General features: G+C 64.2%; 17 protein-coding genes and 1 pseudogene. 8 read left to right on the forward strand and 10 right to left on the reverse strand.

Annotated elements, in window-relative coordinates:
• The first annotated feature begins 29 nt into the window (after window positions 1-29).
• Complete coding sequence (locus ACSQ76_RS02780; RefSeq protein WP_437155369.1) at window positions 30-908, forward strand: IS1595 family transposase; 879 nt, start codon at window positions 30-32, stop codon at window positions 906-908.
• A 68-nt stretch (window positions 909-976) separates the two neighbouring features.
• Here ACSQ76_RS02780 and ACSQ76_RS02785 read toward each other — a convergent pair whose 3' ends face one another.
• Window positions 977-1,642: a hypothetical protein gene (locus tag ACSQ76_RS02785; protein ID WP_437155370.1), complete on the reverse strand. Its 666-nt coding sequence runs from the start codon at window positions 1,640-1,642 to the stop codon at window positions 977-979.
• A gap of 862 nt (window positions 1,643-2,504) precedes the next feature.
• Between ACSQ76_RS02785 and ACSQ76_RS02790 the strand changes: the two genes are divergently transcribed.
• Window positions 2,505-2,918, forward strand: coding sequence for a hypothetical protein (locus ACSQ76_RS02790; protein WP_437155371.1), 414 nt, complete (start codon window positions 2,505-2,507; stop codon window positions 2,916-2,918).
• Window positions 2,919-3,473: 555 nt separating this feature from the next.
• Here ACSQ76_RS02790 and ACSQ76_RS02795 read toward each other — a convergent pair.
• The 8 genes and pseudogenes from ACSQ76_RS02795 to ACSQ76_RS02830 form a co-directional block, all read right to left on the reverse strand.
• Window positions 3,474-4,820, reverse strand: coding sequence for a S41 family peptidase (locus ACSQ76_RS02795; protein WP_306127613.1), 1,347 nt, complete (start codon window positions 4,818-4,820; stop codon window positions 3,474-3,476).
• Between the two features lie 8 nt (window positions 4,821-4,828).
• Entirely contained in the window at window positions 4,829-5,968 is a 1,140-nt protein-coding gene (locus tag ACSQ76_RS02800) for a murein hydrolase activator EnvC family protein (RefSeq protein WP_437155372.1), read from the reverse strand.
• Window positions 5,965-7,483, reverse strand: a pseudogene (gene gpmI, locus ACSQ76_RS02805) (2,3-bisphosphoglycerate-independent phosphoglycerate mutase). Before gpmI ends, ACSQ76_RS02800 begins: the two are co-directional and overlap by 4 nt.
• Window positions 7,484-7,636: 153 nt before the next feature.
• Window positions 7,637-8,107, reverse strand: a complete 471-nt coding sequence (gene rlmH / locus ACSQ76_RS02810) for a 23S rRNA (pseudouridine(1915)-N(3))-methyltransferase RlmH (RefSeq protein WP_437155373.1) — start codon at window positions 8,105-8,107, stop codon at window positions 7,637-7,639.
• Complete coding sequence (gene rsfS / locus ACSQ76_RS02815) at window positions 8,108-8,464, reverse strand: ribosome silencing factor (RefSeq protein WP_437155374.1); 357 nt, start codon at window positions 8,462-8,464, stop codon at window positions 8,108-8,110.
• Between the two features lie 244 nt (window positions 8,465-8,708).
• Window positions 8,709-9,131, reverse strand: a complete 423-nt coding sequence (locus ACSQ76_RS02820; RefSeq protein ID WP_437158149.1) for a hypothetical protein — start codon at window positions 9,129-9,131, stop codon at window positions 8,709-8,711.
• On the reverse strand, window positions 9,128-9,376 hold the full coding sequence (locus tag ACSQ76_RS02825) for an FAD-binding oxidoreductase (RefSeq protein WP_437155375.1): 249 nt from the start codon (window positions 9,374-9,376) through the stop codon (window positions 9,128-9,130). The genes ACSQ76_RS02820 and ACSQ76_RS02825 overlap by 4 nt, the downstream gene beginning before the upstream one ends.
• Before the next feature lie 32 nt (window positions 9,377-9,408).
• Window positions 9,409-10,818, reverse strand: a complete 1,410-nt coding sequence (locus tag ACSQ76_RS02830; protein ID WP_437158150.1) for a mechanosensitive ion channel family protein — start codon at window positions 10,816-10,818, stop codon at window positions 9,409-9,411.
• A 179-nt stretch (window positions 10,819-10,997) separates the two neighbouring features.
• Between ACSQ76_RS02830 and ACSQ76_RS02835 the strand changes: the two genes are divergently transcribed.
• Entirely contained in the window at window positions 10,998-11,924 is a 927-nt protein-coding gene (locus tag ACSQ76_RS02835; protein ID WP_437155376.1) for a histone deacetylase family protein, read from the forward strand.
• A gap of 130 nt (window positions 11,925-12,054) precedes the next feature.
• Window positions 12,055-12,633 carry an N-acetyltransferase family protein gene (locus ACSQ76_RS02840; protein ID WP_437155377.1) on the forward strand — a complete coding sequence of 193 codons (579 nt, stop codon included), beginning with the start codon at window positions 12,055-12,057 and terminating at the stop codon, window positions 12,631-12,633.
• Window positions 12,634-12,715: 82 nt separating this feature from the next.
• Here ACSQ76_RS02840 and ACSQ76_RS02845 read toward each other — a convergent pair whose 3' ends face one another.
• The gene (locus ACSQ76_RS02845) at window positions 12,716-13,645 is read right to left on the reverse strand and encodes a LysR substrate-binding domain-containing protein (RefSeq protein ID WP_437155378.1); all 930 of its coding nucleotides are present in this window, start codon (window positions 13,643-13,645) and stop codon (window positions 12,716-12,718) included.
• A 188-nt stretch (window positions 13,646-13,833) separates the two neighbouring features.
• On the opposite strand from ACSQ76_RS02845, the gene ACSQ76_RS02850 reads away from it, so the two are divergent.
• From ACSQ76_RS02850 to ACSQ76_RS02865, 4 genes are all read left to right on the forward strand, one after another.
• Window positions 13,834-14,790 carry an ABC transporter substrate-binding protein gene (locus ACSQ76_RS02850; RefSeq protein ID WP_437155379.1) on the forward strand — a complete coding sequence of 319 codons (957 nt, stop codon included), beginning with the start codon at window positions 13,834-13,836 and terminating at the stop codon, window positions 14,788-14,790.
• Window positions 14,791-14,880: 90 nt separating this feature from the next.
• Entirely contained in the window at window positions 14,881-15,918 is a 1,038-nt protein-coding gene (locus ACSQ76_RS02855; protein WP_437155380.1) for a quaternary amine ABC transporter ATP-binding protein, read from the forward strand.
• A complete protein-coding gene (locus tag ACSQ76_RS02860; protein ID WP_437155381.1) occupies window positions 15,911-17,917 on the forward strand; it encodes an ABC transporter permease in 2,007 nt (668 codons plus the stop codon). The genes ACSQ76_RS02855 and ACSQ76_RS02860 overlap by 8 nt, the downstream gene beginning before the upstream one ends.
• A gap of 33 nt (window positions 17,918-17,950) precedes the next feature.
• Complete coding sequence (locus ACSQ76_RS02865) at window positions 17,951-20,323, forward strand: DUF1989 domain-containing protein (RefSeq protein WP_437155382.1); 2,373 nt, start codon at window positions 17,951-17,953, stop codon at window positions 20,321-20,323.
• Window positions 20,324-20,362: the final 39 nt, after the last annotated feature.

A 20,362-nucleotide genomic window follows, 5' to 3' on the forward strand; every position in this document is an offset into this window, starting at 1 on the left:
TACGGTGGGCCAATTCCCATCTGTGTATTATGAAACAGACCAACGTCCGCCAGTTCTTCCAAAAGTTCCCCACCGACGAGGCTTGCCTTGAGCATTTGTTCAACGTCCGCTTCGGCCAAGGCCACGTTTGCCCCAAGTGTGAGCGCGAGGCCAAATGGTATCGCCTGACCAATGAGCAAGCCTTTTCCTGTCAGTGGTGCGGGCATCATATTCACCCGATGGTGGGCAGCATCTTTGAAAAGAGCCGCACCCCGCTTCAACTGTGGTTCTACGCTATCTTCCTGTTCACCACGTCCAAGCATGGCGTGAGCGGCAAGGAATTGCAGCGTCAGCTTGGCGTGACCTACAAGACCGCATGGCGCATGGCCCGCCTGATCCGCGAACACATGGCAGAAATCGACGGTGACGCGCCTCTTGGCGGCGAAGGTGAGATTGTCGAGGTTGACGAAACCTACATGGGCGGTCGCAAGCCCGGTACGCATGGCCGCAGCCCGCACAAAACAGCTATCATGGCGATGGTCGAGCGTGGCGGCGAGGCTATCGTTAAGGTGATCCCGAACGCCTCACGCGTCACCCTGCACGGCGAAATTGAGAAGGCCGTTGCCAAAGGTTCGGAGATCCACGCCGACCAATGGCGCTCCTACAATGGCCTTGACCAGTTGGGTTATGACGTTAAGCGGATCAACAAGGATCGGGACGGATACGTTGGCCCGAATGGCGAGACAGTCAATGCTGTTGAGAACTTCTGGCGGCACCTGAAATGCTCAATCCAAGGGACGCATACCAGCGTTTCGCCCAAGTACCTTGAGACCTACGCCAAGGAATTCGAGTACCGCTTCAATCGTCGGATGCGTCCTCAGATGATGCTGGACGAGTTGCTTTCCCGTTTTCCTGAGTTGGACGCTTAATCACAGCGTCTAACTTATCAAGATCTCCGTCTGGATCGTCTTCGTGTTCTTTAATGAACTCGTTAAGACTACCCTTCACTCTGGCCGTCTTTAGGTTTTTTGACTGCATCATTCTCTAAACCACCTTTATTTGACTTATTCTCGATCTGCATATTGCTTTCTAATTTTGCAAGGTAATTGCTAGTTAGATCGTCCGAGTCCAAGCGTATGAAAGCATGAGTTTGTTGTGTTTGATTGCTGATAAAAGTTGGGTCATCGACCAGCACCAAATTGTAAAACACGCAATTCAAAAAGTTGCATTTGTGAAAAACGTGTGTGAGGTTTCCTACCCGCGCAAAGTCTTGGTTCATGTGTATGACTACTGGCTCTGGGACGCCCGCGATATCGCACTTTTCTAGCTTTGAACCAAAAAGGGCCGCAACGCCAGGACCGACAATGTTTGCGTTTCTAAATGTAAGATTTGAACGTACTCCTGTACCTCCAAATATTTCAGATAAAGAGTGAGTCCCGCCATCTATTACTGCGTAAGGTGTGAATGTGGAATCATTCCACTGTATTCCTTTGTTCAGGGCGTTTGACGCACTCCACCTGTAACGCAAGTTGGCTACAGCAGACACAGAAAGCAGGAGTGCAGCGGCGAACCCAACTCCCGCAAAAACCCAAAGCGGCCATCCTTGATTAGCCAAAATTGGCATCTGTGATGCAATCCAAGTCCCCGCTCCCGTAGTCAGCATGGCTGGCACCCCTTTGTCCAAAGAGTGTGAAGCAATATGCCAGCCGAGGCCCAAGATTCAGTAGCTTGAACAGTGGAGTTTGTTTTTCTAAACATACCCAATTCATCTCACGACTCCTGCCGTGGAGTCGAGAGGTAAACGTATGCTGAGGGGATACACCCCTCGTACGAATTTTGTGGGGCCTATCGCAGAGTGTACACCAGGCGCGGCAGCGGCGAGCCCGGGGTCAAGGTTTTCTGACCTGCTCTCCGGCCAATCCAGACCTATGCTCTGCGCAGGGGCGCGACGCGGAGACTCTACCATGACCAGTACCGACCGGGTGCCGCACGCACCCGTCATCCTGTCCCTCTTCGCGGCAGCGATGGTGGCAGGGGGCTTTGGGGCGATCCAGAGATTCACTAAACGCACAGGGCAGGGGGCGTTCTTTTTCCACTCATGTTCGTGTTTCCGGTGACCTTTCTGGTCATTACCGTCGCGACGGCCATTCTCTATGTGATCGATCGGTGGGCCTGGAACCGGGATGGCCTGCGGGCCACATCTCATGTCTTGGCCCTCGCGGTTATCGTGATCGCGGTGCCGCTGGGCCAAGTCAACGTCCTTCTGGGAATATTGCCGCTGTTTTTCCTTTTCTACTGGCTTCTCACGGGCCGGGTCGCCGGTCGCCCCGGCTGGTCAATCGCACGTTTCCGCCAGACCCGGCTGCACGAGAAAATCTACCTCGTCGTCATGATCACCTTTCTGGCCCCGATGCTCTGGTCCAACCTGACGCGCGCTTTCTACGGTCTGATGCCGCAACAGCCCGGCGTGCCACCTGTGCAGGTGGAACACCCAAGCCATATGACCGGCGACCTGAAAACGCGCGATGCGGCACTTTCCCGATCCGCAATCCTGTCTGCGGGAAGGGTCCGATGCCACCGAACGCCAGGATCTTCTGCAAATGGACTGGGACCGGATCGACACGATCGGAGATGCCAAGGTCTGTATCTTCCGCCTGCTGCACGTATGGGGCGGTGCAGACGCCGCTGCCCTCCGGCTCGAGGCGCAAGGCTTTCGCGTCGGTACCGGGGCCGGGGTATATCAACCCCACCGCACGCATGACGGCAAGCTGCGGGTGGGCGGCGGTTGGTCGATCCGCCGGAACGGTCCACGCTTTCCCACGACGGGGGTGATCCGGCGCAGTCTACGGGCGACACCCTGCGGCATGAGGGTATCAGCCACCTTCAGCGGCGACGGGGCGGAGTTGCTTTACGTATCGATCAACTTTTCGACGCTCTGAAGTTGCAGCCCCACAAAATTCGTACGAATTTTGTGGGGCATACCGCAGATCGTACATCAGGCGCGGCAGCATCAAGCCCGGGATCGTCTCGAACGGGGCTCTGCCTGCCGCGCGACAGCCCATGGCGATATGGAACGGCACCGCGCCGGGGTCGGACTCGACGATCATCTCGCGCGCGCCCATGTCGCGGGCCGTCCTGACCGTACAGCCGCCGCCCCGTGTCCGCGCCCATATGCGCGGGATCGACGAAAAGCTTTTGCAGGGTACAGCCGTTGTTCCCGTTCGAGACCTGCACCATGCCCAGCAGCGTCTCGCCGTCGACCTCGGACATGGTCGGGGTGTTCCGCAACTCCGACTCGGTCAGCGTCAGCACCGGCACGCAGGCGGCCATGAACGCCGCGTCCTACCCCCAATAGGCCTTGGACCGCAGGCACAGCGCCGTGAGGTCGGCGACGTCTCGGGGGGAGGGGCGGCGCAAGTCGGGCATGGCGCAGCGTAATACGAAAACGGGCGGGGATGATCCCCGCCCGCGCATTCTTTCGGTGTTCGACCGGCTCAGTCGTATTGCGGTCCCAGCGCCGTCAGGCCCTTGAGGATGTCGATCGCGTAGGCCAGCTGATAGTCCTCCTCGCGCAGTTCGGCGGCTTCCTCGGCCTTTTCGCGCTCTTCCTCGATCTGGCGGATCTCGTCCTCGCTCAGGCTGTCATTGTCCAGCCGCCCGCGCAGGTCGGCCTCGGACCGGCCAAAGCGGTTGGCGGCGCCTTCCTCTTCCTCTTCTTCGGTCTCCTCTTCGCGGCGAGGCTGTTCCACCACGATGTCCGGGCTGACGCCCAGCGCCTGGATCGAGCGGCCCGAGGGCGTGTAATACCGTGCCGTGGTCAGGCGCATCGCGCCGTCGCCGCGCAGTGGCATGACCGTCTGGACCGAGCCCTTGCCGAAACTCTTGGTGCCCACCACGATGGCCCGGCGATGGTCCTGCAAAGCGCCGGCGACGATTTCCGACGCCGAGGCCGAGCCGCCGTTGATCAGCACCACGATCGGCTTGCCTTCGGCCAGGTCGCCCGGCTTGGCGTTGAACCGCTCGCCATCGTCGACCAGCCGCCCCCGCGTGCTGACGATCTCGCCCTTTTCAAGAAAGGCGTCGGCCACCTCGATCGCCTGGTTCAACAGGCCGCCCGGGTTGTTGCGCAGGTCCAGAACGATGCCGCTGATACTGTCGATGCCGCCGGCTTCCTCGATCTGTTCGGCCAGACCGCTTTCCAGGTTGCGGAACGTCTGGTCGTTAAACGTGGTCACCCGCAGAACGACGCTCTGCTGTTCGGTGCGCACCCGCACCGCCGTCAGCTTGATCGTGTCGCGCACGATCGAGACGTCGAACGGCTCCGCTTCGCCTTCGCGGACCACGGTAATGATGATCTCGCTGCCCACCGGGCCGCGCATCATCTCCACTGCTTCGTCCAGGGTCAGGCCCAGCACGCTTTCATTGTCCACATGGGTGATGAAATCGCCGGCCTCGATGCCCGCGGTTTCCGCCGGGGTGCCGTCGATGGGCGACACCACCTTGACGAATCCGTCCTCCTGGGTGACCTCGATGCCAAGGCCGCCGAACTCGCCGCGGGTCTGCACCCGCATGTCGGCGGCGTCGTCAGGGCTGAGGTAACTGGAATGCGGGTCGAGCGAGGTCAACATGCCGTTGATCGCGGCCTCGATCAGTTCGCCCTCGTCCACCTCCTCGACATATTGCGAGCGGATGCGCTCGAAAATATCACCAAAGAGATCAAGTTGTTCGTAAACATTCGTCGTCTTGGCCGCCTCCTGCGCCAAAAGCGGCGCCGCGACCTGGGTTGTCACGACCGCGCCGGTCAGGCTGCCGACGAGGGCGGCGATCAGAAACTTCTTCATCGGGTTGCTCATCCTTCGCTTGTCTCGAACCAGGTCTCCGGATCGACGGGTTCGTTTTCTTCTCGGACTTCTATATAAAGTGTTTGGGTCCGGGACGCACCCGCATCTTTGCCATTCTCGATCAAGAGAGCGTTAGTGCCTTGCCCGTCCGCGCCCTCTGGCGCCCCCATCAGGCCGATGGGGCTGCCGCCCGGCAGAACCTCGCCGATCTCGCCATAGACCACGTCGAGCCCGGCAAACACCATCAGGAGGCCCGCCTGCGGCTCGAGGATGACCACATTGCCGTAGTCCAGCAATTCGCCGCGATAGCGCAGCGTCGCGGGGGCGGGGGTGGTCACCAGCGCGCGCGGGCGGGCGGCCATCACGATGCCGGGGCGGACGATTCCGGCGGCGTCGGCCTCTCCGGCGCGGCGCAGGATGCGCCCCTCGACCGGCAGGCGCAGGCTGCCCTTGCGGGCGTCGATACCGGGCAGCGAGCCGGGCACCTCGTCCACCGCGATCTCGCTCAGACCGCTGGCGAACCCTTCCAGCGTTTCGGTCGAGGCCACCAGCAGCGCGGTCTTGACCGGGTCCTCGTTGAACCGGCGGGGCAGGTCGGTGCGGTCGGCAATCGCCTGGCTCAGCGCGGTGCGGGCCTCCTGCGCGCCTTGCAGCCCCTCGCGCAGCGTGTCCAGCGCGTTTTCCTGCAAGGTCCGCAAGACGGTCACTTCCTCCAGTTCGGCCCGCAGCGCGGCGGCGCGGGTCTCCAGCGCCGGGGTCACGTCGGACAGGATCATGCCGGACCGCGCCGTGCCGATCGGGCCCGAGGGATGCAACAGCAGCACCGGCCCCTCGGATTGCGCCATGCTTTGCAACGCGCCCAGCAGGCGGGCGATCTCGTCCTCGCGCGACTGCAGCCGGCGCGACAGCGCCTCTTCGCGGATGGCGGCGCGGCGCAGCCCTTCGCGCATCGCTTCCAGCCCGTCCTCGTAGGCGCCCACCACCTCGGTCAGCGCCTTGACGCGGTTGGCCGCTCCGTCGGCGGCCTCCATCAGCGCGGCGGCCCGGTTCAGCCGGTCCGACGCCGCGCGCGCATCCGCGCCCGGGTCCTGCGCCGGGGCGGGCGCGGCGGCCAAAAGCGCCAGCGACAGAAACCCCGCGCGGATCATCGCAGCAGACTCTGCCCGGTCATCTCCTCGGGCTTGGGCAGGCCCATCAGGTCCAGCACCGTCGGCGCAAGATCGGCCAGCCGCCCGTCGCGCAGCCGCGCGCCCTCGGGTGCGCCCTTGACGATGACCGGCACCGGGTTGGTGGTGTGTGCGGTGTGCGGCCCGCCGGTCAGCGGGTCGATCATGGTCTCGCAATTGCCGTGATCGGCGGTGACGATGATCGCGCCGCCGGCCGAATCCAGCGCTTCCAGCACGCGGCCCAGCCCCGCATCCACCGCCTCGCAGGCCCGGATCGCCGCATCGAGGTCGCCGGTATGGCCCACCATGTCCGGGTTGGCATAGTTCACCACGATGAAATCGTACCCCTCTTCGATGGCCCCCACCAGGTGGTCTGTGACCTCGCCCGCCGACATCTCGGGTTGCAGGTCATAGGTGGCCACCTTGGGCGAGGCGGCCATGTACCGCGCCTCGCCCTCCTCGGGGGTCTCGCGCCCGCCGGCCAGGAAAAAGGTGACGTGCGGGTATTTCTCGGTCTCGGCGGTGTGGAACTGGCGCTTGCCATGCTGCGCCAGCCACGCGCTCAGCGTGTTGACCGGCTGTTCGTCGGGAAAGATGCAGTCCATGTACCGGCTGTGCTGGCGCGAATACTCGGTGAACCCGCTGACACAGGAAAAGGCCGGGCGCCTGCCGGTGTCGAAATCGTCGAACTCGGGGTCGGCGAAGGCGGCCAGGATCTCGCGGGCCCGGTCGGCCCGGAAGTTCAGGCAAAGCAGACCGTCGCCGTCCTTCATGCCCTGGTAATCGCCCAGCACGCGCGGCTTGATGAACTCGTCGGTGCGGCCCTTGGCATAGGCGTCGTCGATGCCGGTGGCGGCGGTGTCGGCGGTATAGCCTTCGCTGTGGGCCAGCGCCTCGTAGGCCAGCTTCACCCGGTCCCAGCGGTTGTCGCGGTCCATCGCGTAATACCGTCCCGACACGGTGGCGATCCGCGCGCCCAGGGGCAGGGCCGCCCGCAGCGCCTCTAGATAGACCTTGGCCGAGGTCGGCGCCACGTCGCGCCCGTCGGTAAAGGCGTGAATGGCCACCGGCAGGCCGCGCGCGGTCAGCGCGTTGGCGGCGGCGATCATGTGCCCGATATGGCTGTGCACGCCGCCGTCCGACAGCACGCCCAGCAGGTGCGCCGTGCCGCCCGCCGCCTTGACCTTTTCGGCGAACCGGATGATGCCGGGCAGGTCGCCGAAGGTGCCGGTCTCGATCGCCCGGTCGATGCGCCGCAGGTCCATCTCGATCACCCGGCCCGCGCCGATATTCAGATGTCCCACCTCCGAATTGCCCATCTGCCCTTCGGGCAGGCCCACGTCATGTCCGTGGGTGACCAGCGTGGCATTGGGACAGCTCTGCATCAGGCCGTCGAAATGCGGTGTCGCGGCCAGCAGGGGGCGCGTTCGCCTCGCGCGCCTCGCTCAGCCCCCAACCATCGAGAATACACAGAACTACGGGTTTCGGCGCGCTCAATCCTGCCTCCTGAATCCTTGGCCGCTTCTAACCCGTCTCGCCCGGGGGTGAACCGCTTTCTTGCCTGCTTCCTCTGGCTGAAAATATCCTGGGGAGTTTGAGGGGCAGCGCCCCTCATACATGCAAAGAGCGTGGCGCAGCCACTCCGCCAGGTCACGCCCGATGATACGGCGCCCCCGCCAGGATCGAGGCGGCGCGGTAGAGCTGTTCGGCCAGCATCACCCGGGCCAGCATGTGCGGCCAGACCATCTTGCCGAAGGACAGCGTGAACTCCGCCCGGTCGCGCAGCGCGGGCGCGATCCCGTCGGCACCGCCGATCACGAAAGCCACATCACCGCGACCCGTGTCGCGCCAACCGGCCAGCTTGTCGGAAAAGTCAGGCGAGGACAGCAGCTTGCCGCGCTCGTCCATCGCCACGATCACGGCCCCCTTGGGCAAGGCGCGCTCCAGCAGCTCCGCCTCGGCGTCCATGCCGCCGCCCTTGCGGTCCTCGACCTCGTGCATCTGCACCGGGCCAAGCCCCAGTGCGCGGCCGGTCCGGTCGAACCGAACCAGATAATCATCGAGCAACGCGCGTTCCGGGCCGGCCTTCATCCGGCCCACCGCGCAGATATGGACGCGCATTCAGCTCTTGGCGGCCTTGGCTGCCTCGTGGCCTTGCAGCCACATCTTTTCAAGCTGGTAGAAGTCGCGCACTTCGGGGCGGAAGACATGGACGATCACGTCGCCCGTGTCGATCAGCACCCAGTCGCCCGCGTCCTTGCCCTCGACCTTGGTCAGCACGCCCATCTCGGTCTTCAGCCGCTCCGAAAGCTTTTCGGCGATGGCCGTCACCTGGCGCGAGGACCGGCCCGAGCAGATCACCATGTAGTCGCCGATCGCGGATTTGCCGCGAAGGTCGATCTGCACGATCTCTTCGGCCTTGTCTTCGTCGAGTGCGGAAAGGATGCGCGCAAGCTGTGCGTCACTGCTTGTCGCCATGTCGGACGCGCTCAAGGCTGCGCCCCGTTCAGCGGCAGGGGCCGCGTCGATTGTAAGAGACAGGACATTGTCCTCCTTCTACTACGCACCGATCCGCCCCGGTGCCGAGCATATCTCCAAAATAGCAACCCGCCTGTCACAATTCAATGAAGGCTTTCGCCAATCGGCGGAACGTGTTCGTGCGCGCCCCGAAAACCGGCACTATTCCGGCGCGACCTGCGCCTGACCGCGCCGGAAAGACCGCTTACCAGCCTTCCTCGGTATGGATGCCGTCGCCCGGAACGCCCAGGTCCTTCACCGTGTCGCGCATCGCGTCGACATAGCCTTGCGGCCCGCAGATATAAACCTGTCCGGACAGCGCCGCGTGGCGTTCGAGGAATGTCTTGTCCACCTTGCCGTAATGCAGGTCCGGCACGTCTTCCTCGGACAGGACGTGATCGACCCTCAGGCCCTGCATCTGCGCCCATTCCTCGCTCAGGATGATGTCGCCCTCGGTCTCGTTGGAAAAGATCAGCTGACAGCCCTCCAGGTCGGCCTCTTTCGCGCGTTTTCGCAGGATCGCGATGAACGGCGTGATCCCGGCCCCCGCGGCCAGGAACAGGCCCGCACCTTCGTCGGTGATCGCGCCAAAGGGGCCGTCCAGCGTGACCTTCTCGCCCGGGGTCAGCCCGGCAACTGCTCGGTCACGCCCTCATGCGACGGGTAGCTCTTGATCGTGAACTCCAGGTGATTGTCCGCCGGCAGCGAGGTGAAGGTGAAGGGTCGCCCCTCGTCCTTCCAGCCGTCGCGGCACATCGCCAGTTCCGCCGCCTGCCCGGGCTGAAAATCAAGGCCTTCGGGCCGGTCGAAGACATAACGGTGCGTATCGTGCGTGACGTTATCCTGCGATTGCAGGGTCAGGGTATGGGCCATGAGATTTCCCTTCTGGCCCGGTAACGCCACGGTCAGCCGCCTTGTTCCTCTGCCGCGCCGTTCCGCGTCGCTTTGCCCGGTTCGGCCCCGTCCAACGCCCGCGTGCCCAGTTCCGAGCCTTCCAGCACCTTGACCTCGCGCTGCGGGAAGGGGATGGAAATCCCGTGCTCCTGGAACGCGTCCCACAGCGCCAGGTACACATTGCCGCGAATGTTGGTCAGACCCCCCGTCGGGTCGCTGATCCAGAACCGCAGGATGTAATCCACGCTGCTGTCGCCAAACCCCACGATGTGACAGACAGGCGCCTTGAAGGCCAGCACACGCTCCACGCCCTTGGCGGCCTCGATCGCCACGCGGCGCACCAGGTGCGGATCGTCGCCATAGGCTGTGCCGAAATAGATATCCAGCCGCACGAACTCGTTGGAATGCGACCAGTTCACCACCTGCCCGGTGATCAGGTCCTCGTTCGGAATAAGGTATTCCTTCCCGTCCCGCGTGGTGATCGACACGTACCGCGCGCCAAGGCTGTTGATCCAGCCGAAGGTCTCGCCCAGGCTGATCACGTCGCCCGGCTTGATCGACTTGTCCAGCAGGATGATCACGCCCGACACCAGGTTCGACACCACCTTCTGCAGGCCGAAACCAAGGCCGACGCCGATGGCGCCCGACAGCACCGCCAGCCCGGTCAGATCCACCCCCACGACGCGCAGACCGATAAAGAACGCGGCGCCGTAGAGCAGGATCTGCATGACCTTTACCGCCAGCACCTGCATCGACGGCGAGATGTCCTTGTTCGACCGGATGCGCGAGGCCGAGGTTGTGGACACGAACCGCGCCAGGAACATCAGGAAGGCGATCATCGCGATGGCCTGAAGCACCATCCAGACCGATAGTCTCATCTCGCCCAGGTCGATCGCCGCGCTGTCGAGGATCTGGATCGTCTCGTCCGTAAGGCCGAGGATCGACAGGGTGACCCATGTCCAGGCCGCATAGCGCACCATGCCGCGCAGGAACGCGTTGACGATCAGCCGTGTGACGATGGCGATGACCAGCCACGCGGTGGCAAGGCTCGCCATGACCCCGATCAGGTAGGATCGGCTGGGCCACGTGACCTCCTGCATGATCCAGTAGACCGGCCAGATCATCAGTACCATGAAGATCAGCCGCAGCCGCCGGTGCACCATCACCAGGAACCGCATCCTCCACTTGGGCCAGCCTTCGCGGTTGCGCATCCAGTTGTGCAGGTGCGGGCCGAAGATCCGCGCCAGGATCGTCGCCGCGACCCACAGCCCCAGGATGATCCCAACCTGATAAAGGCTCCACGGCCGCAAGAGCCCCGCCACGAACAGCTGCGCCTGCTCCCACAGCCCGATGGCGATGGTCTGCGCCTGCTCGATCGCGTCGTTCGTCGGGTCCGGCGTCGCCTCGACGGGCGAGCTCATACCGGCCTCTTCGCCGGTTGCGGTGTCGGTGGCGTCCTCTTCCATGAGAATACCTTACACGCCCGCCGCTTGTGGACAAGTCGCGCTGGACAGTGGCCGCACGGCCTCTAAGCTGTTGTGAACATTCGGCGCGGCCCCGTTGCCGCCCGGAGCTTAGTCAAAGAGGAGGAGCCGCGCCCATGTCCACGCTACTAGTCACCCACGAGGATGGCCTCAACCACGTCACACCCGACGGTCACCCCGAACGCGTGGCACGGCTGGAACACCTGTGGCCCGCGCTCGAGGGCAAGGACGTGGTCCGCGCCGAGGCGCCGCTGGCCGAGGACGCCGACCTGACGCTCTGTCACCCGCAGGATTACGTGACCATGATCCGCGAGGCGATCCCGGCGCAGGGCTTCAACCAGCTGGATGGTGACACGTGGCTGTCGCCCGGCTCATACAACTGCGCGTCGCGCGCCGTGGGCGGCGCGATGCTGGCGGTGGACAAGGTGATGGCGGGCGAGGTCGGCAACGCCTTCGTCGCCATGCGCCCGCCGGGCCACCACGCCGAGACCGCGACGCCGATGGGCTTCTGCCTCTTCGGCACCGTCGCGATTGCCGCGAAACACGCGCTGGAGCGTCACGGATTGTCCCGCGTCGCGGTGGTGGATTTCGACGTGCACCACGGCAACGGCTCGCAGGACCTTTTGCGCGGAGAGGCGCGCGCGCTCTTCATCTCGTCCCACCAGATGCCGCTCTGGCCCGGCTCGGGCGGCGCGCACGAGACCGGCGACCACGATAACGTGCTGAACGTGCCCTTGGCGCCGGGAACGGCGGGGCAGGGCTTCCGGCAGGAATACGAGGGCCAGGTCTTTCCCCGGCTGGAAGAATTCAGGCCCGAACTGATCCTGATCTCGGCCGGCTTCGACGCCCATGCCGACGACCCGCTGGCCAACCTGAACCTGCGCGAGGACGATTTTGCCTGGGTCACCCGTCGCCTGTGCGAAATCGCGGCCGAGCAATGCAAGGGCCGCGTGGTCTCCAGCCTGGAAGGCGGCTACGATCTGCGCGCGCTCGCGGCCAGCGGGGCGGTGCATCTCGACGAGCTGATCCGGGCGGCCGGCTGAGAAAGGCGCCGGCCTGCCGTCACGTAAACTAACGGTTTCATCGAAACTTCATGGAAAATGCCGCGCCGCGGCATTATTTTCCGGGCAGGGAGGACATCCCGGCCCGGGCCTGGCCCGCGCCAAGGAGTCCATGACGATGAATGCCGACGTCAACCACGACAAGATATTGATAAAACCCGATATTCGCCGTCTGTGGCTGGCGGACAAGCGGCTCTTGCTGGACCATTTCGCCCGGCTCGATCCGGCAACCCGCCGTCTGCGCTTCGGCGCCAGCGTGACCGATGAGTTCGTCACGGGCTATGCCGAGACCGTCCTTGGCCTCGACAGCGTCGTGTACGGCGCCTTCGTCGAGGGTGATCTGCACGGCGTCGGCGAATTGCGGATGTTGCTCAACAGCTGGCCCGTCCGGGCCGAGATCGCGCTCAGTGTCGATCCCGACTGGCAGCACGAAGGCATCGGCGATGCGCTCTTCGTGCGTATGCTCGCGGCGGCGCAGAACCGCGGCGTGCGCTCGCTCTACATGATGTGCCTGCGCGAGAATGAACGCATGCAGCGCCTGGCGCGCCGTCACGACGCGACCCTGACCTTCGACATCGGCGAGGTCGAGGCCACGCTCGACCCGCCCTGGCCCACGGCGCTGTCCCTGGCCGAGGAGATGGTGGGCGAAACCCGCACCTACCTTCACGCGGTCCTGCGCCCGCCGTTCTGAGAAAACGGTAAGCCCAGAAAATTCGTACGAACTTTCTGGGGCGCAGATTATTCGCAGAATAATCTGCAAGACGCCCCGCGTCTCATTCCGCCGCGTATCTCTGCCGTGCGGCGCTTTCCTGCAGCAGCCAATGCGCCACGATGGCGCTTTCGTTGCGCGGCTCCAGCCCCTGCCGCCGCAACAGGTAATAGCCCGAGCGCGTGCGCACATGCTCGCCCCCCATCGGCCGGACCAGGTCGCCCGACTGCAGGTGATGGTCCACCAAATGCCCCCATCCCAGCGCGATGCCCAACCCGTCCCGCGCCGCCTGGATCGCCAGCGGATAGGTGTTGACCGATGCGGACGGACGGACCGTGTCGGGGTCGGCGCCTTTGTGGTCCAGCCAGGTGCGCCAGTTCAGCCATTCGGTGTGGTTGTTGCTGACCTCGATCAGGTCGTGCTGGCGCAGCGCCGCGATGCTGTCGATCCGCGCCTGCCCCTTCAGGTAGCCCGGCGCGCAGACCGGAAACACCGTCTCGCCGAACAGCCGCGTCGCCTCGAATCCAGGCCAGTCGCCCTCGCCGCGCAGGATCGCAAGGTCCATGTCCTCGGCCAGGCACTCTTCGTCCACGTCGGACGACGTGAGCGCGATGGTGATATTGCAATTCGCCTCGTGAAACGCCCGCAGCCGCGGCATCAGCCACAGCGACGAGACCGAGTTCGTCGCCGCCAGACGTACCGTGCTTTTCTCCAGCTCCGCGCACATGTCTTCGGACACCCGCACCAAAGTCTTCAGCGCCGGCGTGATCCCGGACAAGAGCTTGCGCCCCATATCCGTCAGCCGCACCGAGCGGTGCCCGCGCACGAAGAGCGCGCACTGATAATGCTGCTCCAGCAGCCGGATCTTGCGGCTGATGGCGGTTTCCGAGACGTTCAGTTCCTTGCCCGCCGCGGCAAAGCTTTCCAGCTCCGCGGCCACCTCGAAGGCCAGCAGGTAGTCAAGGCGCGGCAGCACGGCGCGATTGCGCAGCATCCTTCACACTCCTCAAACTCGGGACAACGGCCCGAGCCTAGCCGCGCCCACCCCCGTTTGCCAAACATTTCTAGAGGCATGGCACAAAAAGTTTATAATCAGAATTTTTCTGCACCTGCGCGATACTTCCCACTCCAACAAAGGGCCGGCACACAGAATCAGGCCCATGCAACCGACTGGGAGTTAACATGAAAATCAAAGCATTGATGTCCGCGACGGCCATCGCCCTGGCTTCGGCCACGGCAGGCTTCGCCGCCGAGGACAGTTCCGAACCCATCGTCATCCCGCTGCACAACTGGTCCAGCCAGATCGTGATGAGCCACGCCGTGGGCCAGATCTTCGAGGAGATGGGCAACAACGTCGAATTCGTCACGACCGACAGCCAGGCGGTCTACGAATCGATCCGGCTCGGCGACGTCACGCTGGAACTGGAAGTCTGGGAAGGTGCCTTCGGCGCGTCGTTCCGCGAGGCGCTGGAAAAGGGCGGCCTGCACGACGCGGGCGACCACGATGCCGTCACGCGCGAGGACTGGTGGTACCCGTCCTGGACCAAGGACGCCTGCCCGGGCCTGCCCGACTGGAAGGCGCTCAACGACTGCGCCGAGCTGTTCGCCACGCCCGAAACCGGCGACAAGGGCCTGTTCCTCGACGGTCCCGTCGACTGGCTCAAGCACGGCAAGGAACGCGCCGAGGCGCTGGACTTGAACTATGTCGTGAAGAACGCCGGGTCCGCCGCCGCGCTTTGGGCGCACATCGCGTCGGCCGAGGAAGACAAGACCCCGATCCTCGTCTTCAACTGGACCCCCAACTTCGCCGAGGCCGTGTGGCCGGGCGAGTTCGTCGAGTTCCCCGCATGGGAAGACGGCTGCGACACCGACCCGGCCAAGGGCCCCAACCCCGACGCGCTCTACGATTGCGGCAACCCCGCCGACGGCTACCTGAAAAAGGCCGCCTGGGACGGGATGAAGGACAAGTGGCCCAATGCCTACGAGGTGCTGACCAAGATCTCCTTCACCAATGCCCAGATCGCCGAGATGGCCAAGCTGGTGGATATCGAGGATTACGAGCCCGAGGAAGCCGCCGAAATCTGGCTGGAAGACAACGAGGACGTCTGGAAGGGCTGGCTGCCCGGTGGCGACACCTGACCTCTTCGCCTTTCCCTGTCCGGTGATGCGCCGGGCAGGGCCTTGCCGGCGGCTCGCATCGCCGGCGACAATCCAAGGACCAGCCCGCTCATGACCACCGACAGCCCCGTCATTTCCTGCCGCAACGCGTGGAAGCTCTTCGGCCCCAACCCGCGCCAATACCTCAAATCCATGCCTGCCGGGCACGGTTACGAGGATATCCGCGCCGACGGTTACATCGCCGGGGTCAAGGACGTGTCGGTCGAGGTTGCCAAGGGCGAGATGCTGGTCATCATGGGGCTTTCCGGCTCGGGCAAGTCCACGCTGGTGCGCTGTTTTTCCCGCCTGCACGACATCACCGGCGGCACGATCGAGGTCGAGGGGCAGGACATCATGGCCCTGCCCGAGAAGGAATTGATCGAACTCAGACGCTCCAAGATGGGCATGGTGTTCCAGTCTTTCGGCCTCTTGCCGCACCGCACCGTGCTGGAAAACGTGGCCTTCCCGCTGGAAATGCGCGGCCAGGACAAGCATGCGCGGCGCGAACGCGCACTGGAAGTCATCAAGCTGGTGGGCCTTGAGGGCCGCGAGGACTATTTCCCGCGCGAGCTCTCCGGCGGTCAGCAACAGCGCGTCGGCATCGCCCGCAGCCTTGCCATCGAGCCGGATATCTGGTTCCTGGACGAGCCGTTTTCGGCGCTCGACCCGCTGATCCGGCGCGAGATGCAGGACGAATTCCTGCGCCTTCAGGCCATGCTGGGCAAGACCATCGTCTTCATCACCCACGATTTCGACGAGGCGCTGCGCCTGGCCGACCGCATCGCCATCATGAAGGACGGCGCGATCGAGCAATGCGACACGCCCGACCAGATCGTGCTGGACCCGCAGACCGAGTACGTGCGCAAGTTCACCGAGGACGTGGACAAGGCACATGTCGTGCACGCCAGCGTTCTTGCGAAACCCGTCAACGGCCACGCGGTCGAGGGCGAGGCCATCGCGGGCGACCGCACCATTCACCAGATCGCGCGCCAGCTTGTCAGCGACCCGCGCGACCATCTGCCGGTGGCGGGCAAGGACGGCAGGATCATGGGCGTGATGGCCCGGCAAGAGGCGCTGGAGGTGCTTCTGGGGGACAGCGCCAATGGCTGATGTCGCCACGAACGCCACACGCACCTCCCTGTCGATGCGCCAGCCCGGCGCCACCCGCGACCCCGTGCTGGTGGCGCTGCTGGTGGCCGCGATCCTGCTCTGCGCGGCCAAGCCCGTTCTGCCGGATTTTCTCGTCCGCCTGCCCGAAGCATGGATCCCGCCGCTGGCGACGTGGCTGGATGCCTTCTTCGACGTCGTCACCGGCGACATGCAGGAGGGGCGCTTTGGCCTGATCTACATCACCCGCTGGTTCGCCGAAGGCCCGCTGGAGTTCCTGCTGGGCGTCACCGCCAACCTGCTTGAAGGCAAGTATCGCTGGCCTTACATGGCCGACCCCATACCGTGGGCCGCCGTGGCGGGGTTGGCCGCAGTGATCGGCTATTACCTTGGCGGCTGGAAACTGTCATTGCTGGCGGGCGGCACCTTCGTCTGGACCGCGTTCATGGGCCAGTGGGAACTGACGATGCAGACCCTTTCGGTGCTGCTGGTGGCCGCTCCGCTGGGCTTTTTCGTGGGCCTCGTCATCGGCATCGCGGCGTGGAAATACAAGTGGTTCGACAACGCCATCAAGCCGCTACTCGCCGTCATGCAGACGCTGCCCTTCTACACCTACCTCCTGCCTGCCGTGATCTTCTTCAAGGTCGGCCCCACCGCGGGGGCCATCGCCACCACGATCTATGCCACCCCGCCGATGATCCTGATGACGACCGTGGGCCTGAAAAAGGTCTCGCCCGAGACCGTCGAGGCCGGCAAGATGTCCGGCGCCTCGCGCTGGCAGATGCTGACCAAGGTGTTCATCCCCTCGGCCCGCACGGAAATCCTCGTCGGCGTGAACCAGGTCATAATGCTCTGCCTCGCCATGGTGGTTCTGACCGCCTTCATCGGCATGCCGGGCCTGGGCGGCAAGCTCCTTGCCATGATGAACTCCCTCAAACTGGGCCGCTCCTTCGAGATCGGGATCACCATCGTGCTGGTCGCCATCACCCTCGACCGCCTCAGCAAGGCGTGGGTGCGCAAGCTGCCCGAGCATCACCCCAAGGACACGCCCTTCTACATCCGCTACAAGTACACCGTCCTGTCGGTGTTGGTCTTCGCCGGGCTCTATCTGCTGGCCCAACCGATCGAGATCCTGAACGAGGTCGGCCGCCGCCAGTCGCTCTCCATGGGGCGCGAGATCGACGGGGTGTTCGAGAGCTTCCTCAATCTCGACGTGGTCGAGGCGATCACCGGCACCATCCGCTATGTCCTGAACGTCTGGGTCCTGATCCCCTTCCGCGACGCGCTTTTGTGGATTCCCACCTCGGCCTTCATCCTGCTGGTGGTGGCCTTCGCCTATGGCGTCGGCGGCAAGAAACCGGCGATCTACGCCGCGATCTTCTTCTCCATCGTCGCCTTCTCCGGCTGGTGGGACCGCTCGGTCATCACGCTCTACTCGGTGCTCTCGGCCATGGCGATCTCGATGCTGATCGGCATTCCCATCGGCATCCTTGCCGCGCGGTCGGAAAAATGGTCCGAGCGGATGCTCTTGGCCTGCGACACCGCGCAGACCTTCCCCAGCTTCATCTACCTGCTGCCCGCGATCATGCTCTTCGGGATCACCGACACCACCGTGGTGCTCTCCATCGTGATCTTCACCATGGTCCCGCTCACCCGCTACACCATCGAGGGGCTGCGCAGCGTGCCCGCCGAAATGACCGAGGCCGCCGACATGGCCGGTTGCACCCGCTGGCAGAAACTGACCTCGGTGCAACTGCCGCTGGCGATGCCCACCATGGCCGTCGGCTTCAACCAGGGCATCATGTTCGCCTTCTTCATGGTCATCATCGCGGCCTTCATCGGCACGCAGGACCTTGGGCAAGAGCTTCAGCGCACGCTGGCGGGCACCGACCTGGGCAAAAACTTCGTCCTCGGGATCAATGTCTCGCTCATGGCGTTGACCTTCGACATGGCGATCCTCAGCTGGGCCAACCGGCGCAAACGGGCGCTGGGCCTCGATTGATGCCACAATTCACGAGTGATAAAAGGCACATCCATGACCGTTAAGCCTGTCTTCGAGACCCCGTATGAACGCGCCGGCGTCATCACGCCCGGCTTGCCCATCCTGCCCCACGGAACGGAACGACACCCCATCCCCGGCGGCGGCTCCCGCGCCGTGCCGATCTATCGCGGCGACGAGATTTCGGTGCTGGATTTCCAGGGGCTGCAACCCGGCGAGATGGTGTTCTTCACCCCCGACGGCAAATCCGACCCCGGCCGCCTCGGCGCCTCCAGCCACGGCCGCCCGGACGGCGTTCTGTCGGTCCTGGCGGGTGGCTCGGTCTCGGGCCGCCGCGTCGCCTCGGCGCTCGACCGCGCGGGGTTCAAGCTGGGCGATGCGCAATGCATCAAGGTCTTCTCCGAAGGCTCCCGCGCCGGTGAGATGGCGACCTTCCACGCCGACAGCGACGGCCTCCTGATCGTCGCCGCCCCCGGCGGGCCGATGGACCCGGGCACGCAGGCCCCGCCCACCGACCTCATCCTCTATATCCGCCGCGCCGATCCCGGCATCGCCAAGGGCGGGCACATGCCGCCCGACCCGCTGGCCGATCCGCTGGTCGACATGAACATCCAGCCGGGCGAGGCCAAATCCTATCACGTGCAGAAAGGCCAGTTCATCCAGGTGCTCGACGTGCAGGGCCGCGAATGCTCGGACTTTCAGGCATTCTCGCTGCGCTCGCTCGACAAGGGCCTCGACCGCGAGATCGACCCGACCACGACGCGCACCCTGATGGGCTCGCTCTACCCGCAGCCGGGCATCTTCGCGAAGTACTGGAACGTCGATCAGGAACCGCTGGTCGAGATCGTGCAGGACACCTGCGGGCGGCACGACACGTTCGGCCTGGCCTGCACCCAGCGCTATTACGAGGAGTTGGGCTATCCCGGCCACGTAAACTGTTCCGAGAACATGAACCGCGATCTCGAACAATACGGCGTGCGCCCCCGCGCCGGCTGGCCCGCGATCAACTTCTTCTTCAACACCATGCTGGACGAGACCAACGCCATCGGCATGGACGACCCGTGGTCGCGCCCCGGCGATTACGTGCTTCTGCGTGCGCTCACCGACCTGGTCTGCGTCTCCACCGCCTGTCCCTGCGACGTGGACGAGGCGAACGGCTGGAATCCCACCGACATCCAGGTCCGCACCTATTCCGAAACCAACAGCTTCAGCCGCTCCATCGGCTACAGAAAATCAGCGGAGGCACCTTTGGAACACACCAAGGAAACCGGGTTCCACAATTGCTTTGCCAGGCACACGCGGGACTTTGTCGAGTATAACGGGTACTGGTTGCCGAACAGCTTCCCCTCGGTCGGCACCGTCGGCGAATACTGGGCCTGCCGCGAGAAGGCGGCGATCATGGACCTGTCGCCCCTGCGCAAATACGAAGTCACCGGCCCCGACGCCGAGGAGCTGATGCAGTATTGCGTCACCCGCAACGTCAAGAAGCTGGCCGTGGGCCAACTGGTCTATACCGCCATCTGCTATGAACACGGCGGCATGATCGACGACGGCACGCTCTTCCGCATGGGCGAAAACGCCTTCCGCTGGATCGGCGGCAACGACACCTCGGGCCTGTGGATTCGCGAACAGGCCGAGAAACTGGGCCTCAATGCCTGGGTCCGCAACTCCACCGATCAGCTGCATAACGTGGCGGTGCAGGGGCCGCTGTCGCGTGATATCCTGAAACAGATCATCTGGACCGCCCCGCCCAACCCAACGCTGGAAGAACTGGGCATGTTCCGCTTCACCCCCGCCCGGCTGAACGATTTCGACGGCACCGCGATTGTCGTGGGCCGCGCGGGGTATTCCGGCGAACTGGGCTACGAGATCTTCTGCCACCCCAAGGACGCCGAAGAGGTGTTCGACACGATCTGGAACGTGGGCGAGCCGATGGGGCTGAAGCCGCTTGGATTGGCGGCGCTCGACATGATCCGGATCGAGGCGGGACTGATCTTCGCAGGCTCCGAGTTCGACGACCAGACCGACCCGTTCGAGGCCGGTATCGGCTTCACCGTGCCGCTGAAATCCAAGAACGACGATTTCATCGGGCGTGCCGCGCTGGAAGAACGCAAGGCGCATCCGCAGCGCAAGATGGTCGGTCTGGAACTCGAAGGCGGCCGCGTCGCCAGCCCCGGCGATTGCGTCCGCATCGGCAAGGCCCAGGTGGGCGAGGTGACCTCTGCGGTCAAATCCCCCATTCTCGGCAAGAACATCGCGCTGGCCCGCGTGGACGTGACCCACGCCGAGCCGGGCACGGATATCGAGGTGGGGCAATTGGACGGTCTGCAGAAACGCCTCAAGGCCAAGGTCGTGCCCTACCCGCATTTCGACCCGACCAAGGAACGGGTGAAGGGCAACTACTGCTGATCTCTTTTCTGTCATCCTCGGGTCTGACCCGGGGATCTC

Source organism: Roseovarius sp. B08, assembly GCF_051417955.1.
Taxonomy (GTDB): Bacteria; Pseudomonadota; Alphaproteobacteria; order Rhodobacterales; family Rhodobacteraceae; genus Roseovarius.